This is a genomic window from Pontibacter litorisediminis (genome assembly GCF_029360645.1).
GTDB classification, from domain to species: Bacteria; Bacteroidota; Bacteroidia; order Cytophagales; family Hymenobacteraceae; genus Pontibacter; species Pontibacter litorisediminis.
This window is the reverse complement of sequence record NZ_JARDUA010000009.1, coordinates 45,406-60,258: the sequence shown is the minus strand read 5'-3', so window position 1 is coordinate 60,258 and position 14,853 is coordinate 45,406. Positions and strand designations below refer to the sequence as shown.

Annotated in this window: 13 protein-coding genes; 6 read left to right on the top strand and 7 right to left on the bottom strand. The window is 54.1% G+C overall.

The features are described from left to right. Positions 1 to 50 precede the first annotated feature (50 nt). On the bottom strand, positions 51 to 1,097 hold the full coding sequence (queA, locus tag PXG97_RS19775) for a tRNA preQ1(34) S-adenosylmethionine ribosyltransferase-isomerase QueA (protein WP_276499569.1): 1,047 nt from the start codon (positions 1,095 to 1,097) through the stop codon (positions 51 to 53). 201 nt (positions 1,098 to 1,298) lie between these two features. On the opposite strand from queA, the gene PXG97_RS19770 reads away from it, so the two are divergent. The 5 genes from PXG97_RS19770 (at position 1,299) to uvrA (ending at position 7,529) form a co-directional block, all read left to right on the top strand. Then, positions 1,299 to 2,546: an ABC transporter permease gene (locus tag PXG97_RS19770; protein WP_276499568.1), complete on the top strand. Its 1,248-nt coding sequence runs from the start codon at positions 1,299 to 1,301 to the stop codon at positions 2,544 to 2,546. A gap of 144 nt (positions 2,547 to 2,690) precedes the next feature. Then, positions 2,691 to 3,554: an LOG family protein gene (locus tag PXG97_RS19765; protein WP_276499567.1), complete on the top strand. Its 864-nt coding sequence runs from the start codon at positions 2,691 to 2,693 to the stop codon at positions 3,552 to 3,554. Between the two features lie 129 nt (positions 3,555 to 3,683). Next, positions 3,684 to 4,073, top strand: a complete 390-nt coding sequence (locus PXG97_RS19760) for a YidH family protein (protein WP_276499566.1) — start codon at positions 3,684 to 3,686, stop codon at positions 4,071 to 4,073. Positions 4,074 to 4,127: 54 nt separating this feature from the next. Beyond that, complete coding sequence (locus PXG97_RS19755; protein ID WP_276499565.1) at positions 4,128 to 4,511, top strand: YidH family protein; 384 nt, start codon at positions 4,128 to 4,130, stop codon at positions 4,509 to 4,511. Between the two features lie 117 nt (positions 4,512 to 4,628). Then, positions 4,629 to 7,529 carry an excinuclease ABC subunit UvrA gene (gene uvrA / locus PXG97_RS19750; protein ID WP_276499564.1) on the top strand — a complete coding sequence of 967 codons (2,901 nt, stop codon included), beginning with the start codon at positions 4,629 to 4,631 and terminating at the stop codon, positions 7,527 to 7,529. Between the two features lie 70 nt (positions 7,530 to 7,599). Here uvrA and PXG97_RS19745 read toward each other — a convergent pair whose 3' ends face one another. Beyond that, positions 7,600 to 8,172, bottom strand: a complete 573-nt coding sequence (locus PXG97_RS19745; RefSeq protein ID WP_276499563.1) for a DUF4142 domain-containing protein — start codon at positions 8,170 to 8,172, stop codon at positions 7,600 to 7,602. Positions 8,173 to 8,254: 82 nt separating this feature from the next. Continuing rightward, positions 8,255 to 8,836, bottom strand: coding sequence for a DUF4142 domain-containing protein (locus tag PXG97_RS19740; protein ID WP_276499562.1), 582 nt, complete (start codon positions 8,834 to 8,836; stop codon positions 8,255 to 8,257). Between the two features lie 230 nt (positions 8,837 to 9,066). Between PXG97_RS19740 and PXG97_RS19735 the strand changes: the two genes are divergently transcribed. Beyond that, positions 9,067 to 9,756, top strand: coding sequence for an ABC transporter ATP-binding protein (locus PXG97_RS19735; protein WP_276499561.1), 690 nt, complete (start codon positions 9,067 to 9,069; stop codon positions 9,754 to 9,756). Between the two features lie 74 nt (positions 9,757 to 9,830). Here PXG97_RS19735 and PXG97_RS19730 read toward each other — a convergent pair whose 3' ends face one another. The 4 genes from PXG97_RS19730 to rpoN form a co-directional block, all read right to left on the bottom strand. Beyond that, positions 9,831 to 10,547 (bottom strand): TapB family protein, encoded by a 717-nt coding sequence (locus PXG97_RS19730; RefSeq protein WP_276499560.1) that lies wholly within the window; start codon positions 10,545 to 10,547, stop codon positions 9,831 to 9,833. A 175-nt stretch (positions 10,548 to 10,722) separates the two neighbouring features. Then, complete coding sequence (locus PXG97_RS19725; RefSeq protein ID WP_276499559.1) at positions 10,723 to 11,505, bottom strand: enoyl-CoA hydratase-related protein; 783 nt, start codon at positions 11,503 to 11,505, stop codon at positions 10,723 to 10,725. Positions 11,506 to 12,461: 956 nt separating this feature from the next. After that, on the bottom strand, positions 12,462 to 13,058 hold the full coding sequence (locus tag PXG97_RS19720) for a hypothetical protein (protein WP_276499558.1): 597 nt from the start codon (positions 13,056 to 13,058) through the stop codon (positions 12,462 to 12,464). A 146-nt stretch (positions 13,059 to 13,204) separates the two neighbouring features. After that, positions 13,205 to 14,644, bottom strand: coding sequence for an RNA polymerase factor sigma-54 (gene rpoN, locus PXG97_RS19715; RefSeq protein WP_276499557.1), 1,440 nt, complete (start codon positions 14,642 to 14,644; stop codon positions 13,205 to 13,207). Between the last annotated feature and the right edge of the window lie 209 nt (positions 14,645 to 14,853).

The window sequence follows — 14,853 nt, the reverse complement described above, 5'->3', positions numbered from 1 at the left end:
AAAAGCCCCGGCTTGTGGGCCAGGGCTTTACTTTAAAAAGCAGTTTATACTTACAGGATCAGCATCACGTCGCCGTAGCTGAAGAAGCGGTACTTTTCTTTCACGGCTTCTTCGTAGGCTTTCATCACGAGCTCATAGCCCCCGAACGCAGCGGCCATCATCAGCAGCGTGCTCTCCGGCATGTGGAAGTTCGTTACCAACGCGTTTGCGATCTTAAAATCGTATGGAGGGAAGATGAAACGGTCTGTCCAGCCCTCGTTCGCCTTGAGGCGGCTGTTGGCAGATACCGACGACTCCAGGGCACGCATGGTAGTGGTGCCAATGGCGCACACGCGCTTCTTGCCGTCCAGCGCCTTGTTTACGCGCTCAGCCGTAGTGCCCGGCACCATAAAGTTCTCAGAGTCCATCTTGTGCTTGGTCAGGTCTTCCACATCCACCGGGCGGAAAGTACCTAAGCCTACGTGCAGCGTGATTGGCTCCACATCCACGCCCTTGATCTCCAGGCGCTTCAGCACCTCTTTTGTAAAGTGCAGGCCAGCGGTTGGGGCGGCCACGGCACCTACGTTCTTGGCGTACACGGTTTGGTAGCGCTCCCGGTCTTCCGGCTCCGCCTCACGCTTGATATACCTTGGCAACGGGGTCTCGCCCAGGTCGTTGATGGTCTTGTAGAACTCCTCGTCCGGGCCGTCGAACAGAAACTTGATGGTACGGCCGCGGGAAGTGGTGTTGTCGATCACCTCGGCTACCAGGTCGCTGTCGCCAAAGTAAAGCTTATTGCCTACGCGGATCTTACGGGCCGGGTCAACCAGCACATCCCACAGGTGGATGTCCTTGTTGAGCTCACGCAGCAGGAACACCTCAATCTTAGCCCCTGTTTTCTCTTTGTTGCCATACAGGCGCGCCGGAAACACTTTGGTGTCGTTTACCACCATCACGTCGCCTTCGTCAAAGTACTCCAGGATGTCCTTGAAAACACGGTGCTCGATCTTGCCTGTGTCGCGGTGCACCACCATCATGCGCGACTCATCGCGGTTTTCAGTCGGGTGGGTGGCTAAAAGCCCTTCAGGTAGGTCGAATTTAAATTCTGATAATTTCATATAGCAAATATTACGGTATTTGAGTCCTGTACTTGTAGGGAATCTCTGATTGAAGAACAGCCGAACCTCCTGCAGGGGTTCATAAGCAACCCTATACTAAAAAACAAAAAATCGAGCCGCGAATTTACGCAGTTTGCCCGAAATATTCTTACTTTTAAGAAAATTACTTGCCACTGTTCTACCTGATATAAGAAGAAGCCCATGATTTATCTCCGCCTGATAGCAGAAAGCTTTCGGTTTGCCTGGCAGGCCCTGCGCGCCAACCTCCTGCGTACGATCCTGTCGTTGCTTGGGGTAACGATCGGTATCTTCGCCATCATCTCTGTGTTTACGCTGGTGGACTCGCTGGAGCGGAACGTGCGCGACAGCATGAGCTTTATCGGCGAAAAGGTGATTTATGTGCAGAAGTGGCCCTGGTCCTTTGGGGGAAGCTACCCCTGGTGGAAGTATTTCCAACGGCCGGAGCCTACAGAGCGGGAGTTCAGACAGCTGGAGCGCCGCATCACCAACAGCAATGGGGTGGCCATTTTCTCCAGCAAAGGAGGCAATACCTTTAAACAGGGCAATAACAGTTACTCTAACGGAGAGCTTATGGGCGTTTCTTACGATTACCCAAGGGTAAGCGAGGTGCCGATCGTGGACGGGCGCTACTTTACCCCGCAGGAGGCAGACGCGGCCCGCAACGTGATGGTGGTAGGCGATGAGATAGCCACGACGCTTTTCCCCTTCGGCAGCCCGATCGGCCAAACGCTGAAAGTGGCGGGGCAGAAATTTACCGTGGTTGGGATAATCGAAAAGCAGGGCGAGAACATCTTCGGGATGCCGAACATGGATCAGATGGGCATTATCCCGTACAGCACCTTCTCCAAGATGTATGATGTCGGCCCTGATGGGCTGGGCTCCACGATTGCCCTGAAAGGCCGCGAGGATGACCCGGGCCTGTTGGAGTTGGAGTACGAAACACGGGGCCTGATGCGCAACATACGCGGCCTGCGCCCCCGCGACGAGGACAGCTTTGCCATGAACCGGCCTGAGATGGCCACCGAGGCGATTGGCAGCTTTTTCAGCGTGGTAGGCCTGGCCGGATGGGTGATTGGAGGCTTTGCCATACTGGTGGGCGGCTTCGGCATTGCCAACATCATGTTCGTGTCGGTTAAGGAGCGAACCAACATTATCGGCATACAAAAATCGCTGGGTGCCAAGAATTACTTTATACTTTTCCAGTTCCTGTTCGAGTCGGTGTTCCTGAGCCTGTTAGGCGGCGGCATTGGTATCTTGCTGGTGTTCCTGCTCACGCTCATCCCGCAGGAGATGATGAAGGTCACGCTCTCGGTGGGCAACATTATTCTTGGGCTCGGCGTATCGGCCGTTATCGGTATGCTGTCGGGCATCATTCCGGCGGTGCTGGCCTCTAACTTAGACCCCGTTATTGCAATCCGATCGAAATAGCGCTACATTTACCTGTTTGGCCTCCGGGTTTTCGCCCTCACAAAAACCGCCGGCCATACATATTTTTAATTTGTGATGATGCGTGCCTTCCACAGAAAGGGCACAGGAGGCAGACGCCTCCGCAGAAGATGACGAGAAAGAATTATGACAAAGCTTAGAAAGACAAGCAAGACCAAGCTGAACGACGAGTCGCTGCACACGGGCAGCGGCCAAACCATTCTGAAACCGGATGTAAACGATAACAAAGCCAGGTCGGTAACCGACCTGCGCGAAAGCGGCCAATCTACGGCAGCGCCAGCCTCTGATGAGGACAGAAGAATACGCCAGGCCTTTGTGGACAAAGACTGGAACGAGATCAAGATCGCCGACTCCTGGCAAATCTTCAAGGTGATGGCGGAGTTTGTGGATGGCTTCGAAAAGCTCGGCAAGATCGGCCCATGCGTGTCTATTTTCGGCTCGGCCCGCACCAAGTCCGACAACAAGTACTACATTATGGCCGAGGAGATTGCCGCCAAGTTGGTGCGCCACGGTTACGGCGTGATCACGGGCGGCGGCCCGGGCATCATGGAGGCAGGCAACAAGGGCGCCCACTCTGAAGGCGGCAAGTCGGTAGGCCTGAACATCCAGCTGCCGTTCGAGCAGTTCAACAACATTTACATCGACTCCGACAAGCTCATCAACTTCGACTACTTCTTTGTGCGCAAAGTGATGTTTGTGAAGTATGCGCAGGGCTTTGTGGTGCTGCCGGGCGGCTTCGGCACACTGGACGAGATGTTCGAGGCGATCACGCTGATCCAAACGAAGAAGATCGGTGCTTTCCCGATTGTGTTGGTTGGCCGAGAGTACTGGAGCGGTTTGATGCAGTGGGTAGAAGATGTAATGCTGAAGATGGAAAGCAACATCAGCCCGGAGGACCTGGACCTGGTGCACATCGTGGACGACCCCTCAGAGGCCGTGAAGATCATCGACGACTTCTACAGCAAGTACCTGCTGTCTCCGAACTTTTAACGGGGCGGTTTATACTTTATACTTCGGAGCAGGCCTTGGTAACAGGGCCTGCTTTTTTATACTTCATCCTTTCCTCAATTTATTAACCGCCACCCCCACACCCCTTCAGCGCCCCTCGTATACATAAGTATGCTGAGCCCTGAGAAAGAGAAGATAAAGAAGCTGAAGAAAAAGCTCAAGGTGCAGGAGAAGAAGAACGCTGAGATACGCGACCACATGGCAACGCAGCGCACCATCTTCGCCAACGAGCGCACCCTAATGGCTTACCTGCGCACCGCCATGACGGTGTCTGTCGGGGGCTTTGCGGCGGTAAAATTCTCCAATGACCTGTACCTGGAAATTATCGGCATTGTGCTCATCCCCATCGGCATCATTCTGGCACTCTATAGTTTTGTGCGGTACAGGCAAAAGCAGAAGCTTATAGAAGACCATCACCAAAGCTACAGCCCCACCAGCCACGAACACGAGCGGGCCCACAACAGCAAGTACAAAGAAGACGGGGCAGACTGCTTGCCGTAGCCGCCGCTTATACCCTCCGCCGCGTTCTCCGTATGTACTCCAAAAAACCTGAATATGCCCACCTCGGAACGGGAGGAGATAAAGAAGCTGAAGAAAAAGCTAAAGCACCAGGAGAAGAAGAACGCTGAGATACGCGACCAGATGGCCATGCAGCGGACGATCTTCGCCAACGAGCGCACCCTGATGGCTTACCTGCGCACGGCTATTGCCATTATCGGCGGCGGCTTTGCAGCCATCAAGCTCTCCCATCATGTATACATGGAGGCCATCGGACTTATCATGATGCCTACGGGGGTGGCGCTGACCATCTACAGCTTCTACAGGTACCTGCAAAAGCAAAAGCTCATCAACCGCCAGCGCGAGGGCTATACCCACACCAGCCAGGCCCATGCCGAGCTGCAGGAGAAGGAAGCTTCCGGCTACGGCAACATCGACTAAAGTACAGTTAACCTCTAAACCTATTCCTGCTTATTTCTGTTAAGATAGGTTAGCGTGCTGCAACAGCAAAGCGCTGAGAATTTTGTACCTTTGCTATTTAAAATCAAGCATTCCTGAATGGCTTTTAACCAAGCGCAAGAAACCACTACCGGCACCACTGCTGCCTTCTCCGAAAATGGCGAAACGCAGCAAATAGAAGTATACGGTGCCCGTGAGCATAACCTAAAGAACATTTCCATAAAGCTGCCGCGCTACAAGCTGGTGGTGTTTACCGGCATCAGTGGCTCGGGCAAGTCGTCGCTGGCCTTCGATACCATTTACGCCGAAGGACAGCGCCGCTACATGGAGACTTTCTCGGCCTACGCCCGCTCGTTTATGGGTGGCCTCGAAAGGCCGGACGTGGACAAGATCGAGGGCTTGTCGCCGGTGATCTCTATTGAGCAAAAGACCACCAGCCGCAACCCACGCTCCACCGTGGGCACCATCACCGAGATCTACGATTTCATGCGCCTACTGTGGGCGCGTACCGCCGAGGCTTACAGTTATGTGACCGGCGAGAAAATGGTGCGCCAGAGCGATGATCAGATCGTGAGCCACATCCTGGAGAATTTCAACGGCAAGCGCCTTGTGGTACTGGCGCCGGTGGTAAAGGGCCGCAAGGGCCATTACCGCGAGCTGTTCCAGCAGATCCGCAAGATGGGCTTTATCCGCGCCCGCGTAGATGGGGAGCTGGTAGAAATAGAGCCGAAGATGCAGGTGGACAGGTATAAAATCCACGACATCGAGATCGTGATCGACAAGATCGTGGTGAAGGAGGAAGACCGCTTCCGTTTGTCCAGCTCTATCCAGAATGCGCTGACGCATGGCAAAGGCACCGCCCTTATACTGGATGTGGATGCCGATAAGACGCACTTCTTCTCGCGCCACCTCATGGACCCGGCCACCGGCATCGCCTACGACGACCCGGCCCCAAACTCCTTCTCGTTTAACTCGCCTTATGGTGCCTGCCCGGTATGTAACGGCCTGGGAGAGATACAGGAGATCACGGAAGAATCGGTTATACCTGACAGAGACCTGAGCATTCGCCGTGGTGGCATTGCCCCGCTGGGCGAGTACCGCGACATCTGGATCTTTAAGCAGATCGAGGCGCTGTTCAAGCACTTTAAAGCATCAGTAGCCACACCGATAAAAGACCTTCCGGAGGAGGTAGTGAAGGTGCTGCTGTATGGCCTGGAGGAAGACCTGGAGGTAAAGACCAAAAAGGGCAATTACATTGTGGAGTTTGAGGGAATCCTGAACTTCCTCAAGAGCCAGATGGAGTCCGACTCGGACAATATCCGCTCCTGGGTAGAGGATTTTGCCCAAACCACCACCTGCCCTGAGTGTAACGGTTACCGACTTAAAAAGGAGTCGCTGCACTTTAAGATCGACAACAAGAACATTGGGGAGCTATCGGTACTGGATATAACCAAACTGGCTGCCTGGTTTGAGGGGCTGGAGGAGCGCCTGAGCGAGCGGCAGAACGTCATCGCCCGGGAGCTGCTGAAGGAGATCCGCAAGCGCATTGGCTTTTTGCTGGACGTGGGCCTGGATTACCTGAGCCTGCACCGCCCGGTGAAAACGCTTTCGGGCGGCGAGAGCCAGCGTATCCGCCTAGCTACGCAGATCGGCACGCAGTTGGTGGGCGTGCTCTACATCATGGACGAGCCAAGCATCGGCCTGCACCAGCGCGACAACGAGCGCCTGATCAAGGCCCTGCAGGACCTCCGCGACCTGGGTAACTCCATTATTGTGGTGGAGCACGACAAGGACATGATCCTGCAGTCGGATTACGTGGTGGACATTGGGCCCGGCGCCGGTATACACGGCGGCCAGGTGGTAACAGCCGGAACGCCGGAAGAGATGATGCAGGCCGGAACCACCACCGCGAACTTCCTGAGCAACCGCCGTGGCATAGAGGTGCCGCGCGAAAAACGCCCGGGCAACGGGAAAGAGCTTGTACTTCGTGGCGCCACTGGCCATAACCTGAAAAACGTGACGCTGGAGCTGCCGCTGGGTAAGATGATCTGCGTGACGGGTGTATCGGGCAGCGGTAAGTCATCGCTGATCCACGACACGCTGTACCCGATCCTGAACACGCACTTCTTCCGGGCGAAGCGCGAGCCACTGACTTACAAAAGCATAGAGGGCCTGGAGCACCTGGACAAGGTAATCGAGGTAGACCAGTCGCCGATTGGCCGGACACCGCGCTCTAACCCTGCTACCTATACAGGCGTGTTTACCGACATCCGCACCCTGTTTGCGCAGCTGCCGGAGGCCAAGATCAGGGGCTATACCCCGGGCCGCTTCTCGTTTAACGTGAAGGGCGGCCGCTGCGAGGCTTGTGAAGGCGCGGGTATGCGCACGATTGAGATGAACTTTTTGCCGGACGTGTACGTGCCCTGCGAGGTCTGCAAGGGCAAGCGCTACAACCGCGAAACGCTGGAGGTGCGCTTTAAAGGCAAGAGCATCACTGATGTGCTGGACATGACTGTGGAGCAGGCCGTGGAGTTTTTCGAGAGCCAGCCGCGCATCCTGCGTAAGATCCAGACGCTGAATGAGGTGGGTTTAGGCTACATCACCCTGGGCCAGCAGGCTACCACCTTATCCGGTGGCGAGGCACAACGCGTGAAACTGGCGACAGAGCTATCGAAGAAAGATACCGGTCAAACGCTTTACATCCTGGACGAGCCTACCACTGGCCTGCACTTCCAGGACATCGAGCACCTGACGGAGGTACTGCACAAATTGGCCAACAAGGGCAATACAGTGCTCATTATCGAGCACAACCTGGACCTGATAAAGGTAGCCGACTGGATCATCGACATTGGGCCGGAAGGCGGCGAAGGCGGCGGCACGATAGTGGCAGCCGGCACGCCTGAGGAAGTGGCCATCGTGGAGAAAGGCTATACCTCGCGCTTCCTGAGGGAAGAGCTGAAAACCAGCCACTACCGCGACAGCGAAGAAGTTAAGAGCTGATGTACATATTTTTGCACTGGTGCGAAAGCAAAACCCCGCTGCCAACCTGTGGCAGCGGGGTTTTATACTTTTACAGGTCTTCCAACGACTCCTCCAGCCTTTCCAGTATTTGCTGATGCTGCCTTAGCAGAGGCACCTGCTTGCTGGCATACTGCTTCAGCTCCATGGCCTTCCCGTTCTTGGCCATGTCTTCGTACCGCTTCACCAGCATTTCGTTCTGGTCTACGATGCGGCGCAGGTAAGTCAGGTCAAAAGAGATGCCGGACTTGTCCGTCACCTCCTGGTATACTTCGTGGTGCGCCTCCCCCAGCGTGGATGGCAACACAAAATTGCTCTGGCCGGCCAAATCGCGGAGGTCGTTCAGGATGCTTTGGTGGGCCGTAACCATTTCCTCTGCCAGCCCCTTCACCTCGGGGCTAACGGCTTTGCCTGCGGCAGCCTCCCCTAGCTGCACCTGCAACATGCTGGCACTGGCCGCCTCGGCAACAAACAGGGCATCGTTTTCCATATCCTCCTGCACGCCGGCTGCTTTAAACTGCTGCACACTCTCCTCCGCCGCCTGCCTAATGCTGTCGTCGGAGCCACAGGCAGTGGCGAAAACTAGGGCCAGCAGTGCCAGCGCACTCTGTATACTTTTCCTCATAGTCAATTTCCGTTTAATGTATAAAGCATCTGCAAGATAAGACTTACAGATGCTTTACAAAACTAGTTATATCAAGTCAGGTTTATTGCCTCTGCTGCAGCGTGCTATCTATTTGTTGTGCCCGCTGCAGGTGCTGGCGCAGCGTAGGAACTGTTTTGCTGGCAAATGCTTTCACGTCCGGGTCTTGCAGGTTCTTGGCTGCATCCTCAAACATGTTCACGTCTTCTTCATGGTCTTCCACCATCAGGTCCATGTAAGCTCTGTCAAACTCAGCACCGGTTTTATCCCGCAGCTCCTGTACATGGTCCATGTGCTTTTCGCCCATGCTGTCTGGTAACACGATATTCTTTTTCTGTGCCAGCGATTTAAGCTCCTCATTTGCTTTGGAGTGGTCGGTTACCATCATCTGCCCAAAGCTTTTCACATCCGCATGCTGGCCCTTCTCCTGCGCCATTTTACCCAGTTCTACCTCCATCATACCGCCACTGGCCGCTTTTGTCATGAAGTCAGACATATCGGTCATTTGGTCCTCCATCTGCGTGTCCTCGGCTACTTGCTCGTTCACCTCCTGGGCTTCCTCCACGGCCCCACCCTCTTGGTTGCAGGAGGCCATGGCAAACATGAAAGCGCCGGCTATCAATCCTGTCGAAAAAATCTTTTTCATAGTTCTGTATGTTAAGTTTAGTATAGGTTTTTTACCAGAAATTGTATACGCCGCGAAAGCTATGGAGTTATCGGAAGCGGCATCTATATCATCTTCAAGGCCCATTTTGATAAATTTCCTAACGGGACCCACCTAGATTTTATCAAGATGAAACATTACTATGCAAAGTAGTGTAAGCACTGATGACACACCGCTTACACACCCTTAAGCTTACTAAAACCAAGTATGACATGAGAAACAGCAAGTATGTTTTCGGAGCCACCTGGTTGGTGCTGCTCCTGATGCTGCCACTGCGCCACACCCTTGCCCAGCGTGCAGACGCGGAGGCTCTGCCGGACACAGCCTACAGCCGGATCCTAAAGATCCACCCTTTACAGATCGGGGAAGTATACTTTTCTTACGAGAAAATGCGCACTGACCGCATCTCAAATGAGTTTGGCCTAAGCTATGTGTACCGGGGCTACCTAAAGAGTGATGATTTCCTGCCGGACGATGTGAAGGTGAGCGGTATGCATATCCGCATGAGCCAGCGCTACTATACTTCCAAGAAGCACGATGGCGTGCCGTTTGGCTTCTTCCATGGACCTATGTTTGGCTACCGCTTCATGGCCTTCGAAGAAGGCGTGTTCGACAGCCCTTTCGAAGAGCCCGGCAATACATTTGGCCGCCAGGTGGGGCGTCTCTACCAGAACTCCCTGGAACTCAACTACCAGCTAGGCGGCCAGTTTTTACTAGGCAAGCACTTTACTATGGAAGTGTCTGCGGCGCTGGGGGCACGCCTGAAGTATGCGCTGGCTAAAGGCGCAGACGAGCTGCTGCCAGAGAACATCATCGGGCATGCGCTGGTGGCTGAGCAGAATTCGGCTATCTTCATAGTGCCCTCGCCGCAGCTGAACATCTCAGCAGGCTATACTTTCTGACCAGCTTAGAAACAAGAGCGCCGGCTCCGTAACAGGGGCCGGCGCTAAGCTATGAACAGACGGACTAGGCGAGGTTATTCTACTTTGCTGAGCACGGTGTAAGACAGCAGTTTGCCGTTGCGGTAGGTCTCAGTGCGCACCGTGCCAATCTCCGGCACGTAGTACTCTACTGTCTCCATGCGCATGCCGGGCATCTTCATCTCCATGGCGCGGTTTTCCATATCGGTGTTATACCTGATCTTATAGCTATCATAGGTACCAGCGGGCACCGTGACACTTTCTTTCCCTTCCACGGTGCGGTTAGTCACTTTCATGACCATAGTCATCGCTTTCTGGCCACTTTCTTTGTCTTTCATTTCCATGGTCATGGTGCCGTCCTCCAATTTCTGCCCTGCCTGCAGGTTGCTGGGGTACAGCAGTTTATTTCCTTCTACAGCCATTTCCATTTCCTTGTAGGTGCCCATCATGTTAGGCCCCATCAGAGAGTTCAGATCCATGGAGATACTGCCGTTCTCACAGCCAATCTTAAAGTCGTTTTCAGTAGCAAGCTTTCCTTCTTCATCATACACCTGGCTATGGATCGTGGCCTCCACCTTATCGCCAGAATTCTCTACGTTGGTCACATTGTAAACAATCCGCCCGGTTTGCCGGTCCTTCCGGTCATAGTTTAGCAGCTCATACTTTGTATTTTCGCGCAGCAACTGATAATCAGCACAATCTGTTTGTGCCTGAGAAGGCACTGCCGCTGCCAATTGGCAGCACAGTAGCAGGAGGAGCACCTTGCGCAGCATAACAACAAAGATTAAATTACACAATAAAAAGAAATAATTATACCTGTTGTATACGTGTCGGGCACTGATAGGTCTACACAAAGAGAGACAAAGTATACTGCGGCAGCAGAAACAACAAGAGCCAGACAGTACTGCCCGGCTCTTGTTGAACATAAAAAAGTGTATCCCGCTATAGCTAAGCGCCCTTAAACTGCGGTTTCCGCTTCTCATTAAAGGCCGTTACGCCTTCTTTGTAGTCTTCGGAGTTGCCGGCGATCTTCTGGCAGTGTGCCTCGTAGTCCAGCATCTCATCTAAGGTAGCGCTAAAGGACTTGTTTAGCATTTTTTTCATCAGGCCGATGGCTTTGGTCGGGCCGGCGGCATAGCGGGCGGCCAGCTCGGCCACGGCGGCATCCAGCTCCTCTGGTGCCACCACCTTATTTACCATACCCAGTTGCAGCGCCTCCTCTGCCGATACCTTTGAGCCTAGCGTACTCAGCTCAAAAGCCTTCAGGGAACCCACTACGCGCGGCAGGAAGAACGATGAGCCGGAGTCCAGCACCAAACCCACGTTCACGAACACCTCGATCATACTTGCGGCCGTGCTTGCTATCACCATGTCGCAGGCAAGGGCCAGGGAGCAACCAGCACCGGCTGCAACGCCGTTTAGCTTGCAGATGATGGGCTTGGGCAGGTTGCGCATGGCGCGGATGATCGGGTTGTAGCGCTTCTCCAGCGACTCCGACAGGTCGCGCTTGCTGGCGCTGGCAATGGCCTTCAGGTCCTGGCCAGAGCAGAAGGCTTTACCAGCTCCCGTTAGCACCACCACACGCACAGTGTTGTCGCGGCTCACCTGCTTCAGGGCATCCTGCAGGTCATAGCTCTGCTGGTCGTTAAAGGCATTGAAAACATCGGGGCGGTTCAGCGTAATGGTAGCCACCCCATCCTGCACTTCATATAAGAGACACTCGTAGTTCATGTGTATTAAGGTTAGTTTTGATCAGTATAAAGTTAAGAAATCCCGCCCGTCCTGCAAGCAGCCAGATCTGCATGGGTTTGATTCTGTACTTGGCTCCGCTGTGTTTCAATGCCCTTCTGGCGCAAGGCCTCGTTTGTGCCTTTGCTGCTGCTGGTATTCGCAACTTGTCCTTTTAAAGTATGAACCCACCCCTGCCCCTCCGAGCTACGCTCGCTACCTTCGAACCCGCGTTCTCGATAGTCCAAGGAGGGGAACTATCCTTGTTCCACAGCAAAGGCAGTGGCTATCGAAGTGTTTCCCAGTCTTTGGGTTGAGCGCCTATGTGAGTTTTTCCGGAGGCGAGGCATTGCGACGCAGGAGCAAAGGAAAAGCTCCCAGCGCGATGCCCTTATCGAGGGCCCCTACCCCCAGGACGAGGCCTCCCGGCCTGGAGGGCGCCAAAGCCAGAAATGAAACGAGTCGCTTGTGGGACTAGAGGGTCAGCAGTGGCTAGAAAGGACAGCTAGTGCCCAGTTGCAGAAGCAGTGGCAATAGAGAAAGCACGAGAGTTAAAGCTAGAAGTAAAAGTGAAGCGAGCTGGTTGTGAGGCTGTGGATGAGCTGTAGCTAGAAAGGATAACTTAGCTTAGTTTAAGTTGTAGAAAGCAGCGGCTAAGTAAGGCACAAGCGGACGCTTGCGCCAGGGAAAGCTTAAAAGTATGGCAAACGCAAGCATGGCTCTTCAAGCCACTCGGATTATAAATCCGAGCGTATAGGAAGGCACGGGTTGCAAACCCGCGCCAGCAAAAATCAGAGCAGAGGCAAGTATGAAGTATGGTTTATGTGGATCAGGAAATCCGCAGCAGAAAGAGATTACAGGCCCACGCCAGCGAGGTAATTAAGTTGCAAACCCGCACCAGCAACAGCAGAAAGCTATTCCTAAAGTATAAAAGGCACAAGCGGACGAAACGGCCCTACTTAATACAGCGCCACCGAGGCTCCCAGCGCCAGCAGCAGGCCACTCCCGAAGCCGGCATATACTTCGGCCGGGGTATGGGCGTGCAGCGCCAGCCTTGCCGACATCACTACTCCTGCCACAAAAACAGCCACGATAACCGGGTAAATTAGCATAGCCTCGGGGGCCAGCTTGTGCAACACCAGCAACAACCCCAAGCCTCCGCCCAACCCTATGCTGTGCGCGCTAATCTTCCAGAACTGCGAAATGGCAAAAGCCAGGAATACTGCCGCCGCGATGATACCCATCACGAAGTAAAAAATGGCGTCGTAGGTGGGTTCGCTGTAGAAAAGATAGGAGGTGGCAGCATAGCAAATGGCCGTGAACAGCAGCGGGAAACCGCGTTCCTCCCGCCTGTCCATCTCCAAGGAGCTGAGGTAACCGAGGCGCATCATGGCAAAGGCCGCCGCAGCCGGGACAATAAAGGTGGTAAAAAAAATCATGGCCAGCACGATCCAGCGCACGCGCATGGGCAGCGTTAGCGTAGACGATGGCATGTAGTAAAGTATGATGGCGAAAAGATAGGTGGGCAGCAGCAGCGGGTGAAAAACTACCGACAAGGCTTTCGCGAGCGAACGATTCACGGAGAAGTTAGAGGTTAGAAAGTTAAAAAGATAGAAGGTTAGAGAGTTGAAAAGTGATACGCTGCAAGAATCTTGCGGCCAAAAACCAGCAATTCAACCATCCAACAATTTAGCAATTAAAGCTACAGCTCCTTACGTAAACGGGCTACCGGTATGTTCAGCTGCTCCCTATACTTGGCCACGGTACGGCGGGCAATGTTATAGCCTTTCTCGTTCAGGAGCTTCTCTATCTTTTCGTCGGAAAGCGGCTTGCGCTTATTCTCACCCTCAATAATCTCCTTAAGGATATGCTTCACCTCGCGGCTGCTGGCGTCCTCGCCGGAGTCGGTGGCAATGCCCTCCGAGAAAAAGTACTTGAGCGGGTAAATGCCAAACTCCGTCTGCACGGCTTTGCTATTGGCCACGCGGCTCACGGTACTGATGTCCATGCCGATCTCCTCGGCAATGTCCTTCAGGATCATCGGGCGCAGTTCACTTTCATCCCCTTCTAAAAAGAAGTCGTGCTGGTATTTGATGATGGCCTCCATGGTGCGCAGCAGCGTGTTCTGGCGCTGGCGGATGGCATCGATAAACCACTTGGCCGCGTCCAGCTTCTGCTTCACAAAGGCCACCGTCTCCTTCAGTTTCTTGTCCTTCTTGTCCGACTTGTCATAGGCATCGAACATATCGGCATAGGAGCGGCTGATGCGCAGGTCTGGGGCGTTGCGGGAGTTAAGCGAGAGCTCCAGCTGCCCGTTGTTGTTGGTCAATATAAAATCCGGGATGATGTACTGCACCCGGGCAAGGCCGGCACCGGCGCCACCCGGCTTCGGGTTGAGGCGGGTTATGGCATCAATAGCCTTCTTCAGCTCCTCCTCCGACACATTGAACTTGCTCTGTATCTTCTGGTAGTGCTTTTTGGTGAACTCGTCGAAAGCCTGGCGGATGATGCGCTCGGCCAGCACGGTGGTGGCATCCTGCTCGCGGCGCTCCAGCTGCAGCAAAAGGCACTCGGGCAGGTCGCGGGCGGCAATACCGGCCGGGTCGAAGGTCTGGATCAGGTGCAGCACCTGCTCTATCTCCTCCTCTGTGGTCTCGATGTTTTGCGAAAAAGCCAGGTCGTTGGCGATGGAGCCCAGGTCGCGGCGGATGTAGCCGTCGCTGTCGATGCTGCCGATGAGCTGCATACCGATGGAGTACTGCTTGTCGTCCAGGCTTAGGAAGCCCAGCTGGTCCAGCAGCGAGTCGGTGAGCGTGGTAGCCATAGCAATCGGCATCTCCTTGTCTTCCTCGTCGCCGCCACGGTCGCCCTGCATTTTGTAGCCGCTTATCTCATCGTCGTTCAGGTAGTCGTTCAGGTCTATGTCATCGTCCTTGCCATAGTCCTCCTCGTACTCGTCCGATGAATCGCTGTATTCTTCGGCAGGCTCCTCACGGCCTTCTTCCAGGGCGGGATTTATCTCCAGCTCTTCTTTTATGCGCATCTCCAACTCAGCAGTAGGTATCTGCAGCAGCTTGATAAATTGTATCTGCTGCGGCGATAGCTTCTGGGATAAAAGTTGTCTTAAATCGAGTCGCTGCATAGTTTTTAGAGAAAAATCCGCGCCCTTCTGCGCACTTTCAAATTTAGGTTAATTTTACTCGCATTTACAAAAAAGGTTAAAATATCGTTACTTTGGGGGATTTTAGGGAAAACGCAAGTAACAGGGCCTAAGTGTAATGCTTCACGCGCATCGCCGTGCCGCCTATCTGGCGCAAAGTTTGTGGCCGTGGCGGCCACTCCCGGATAACG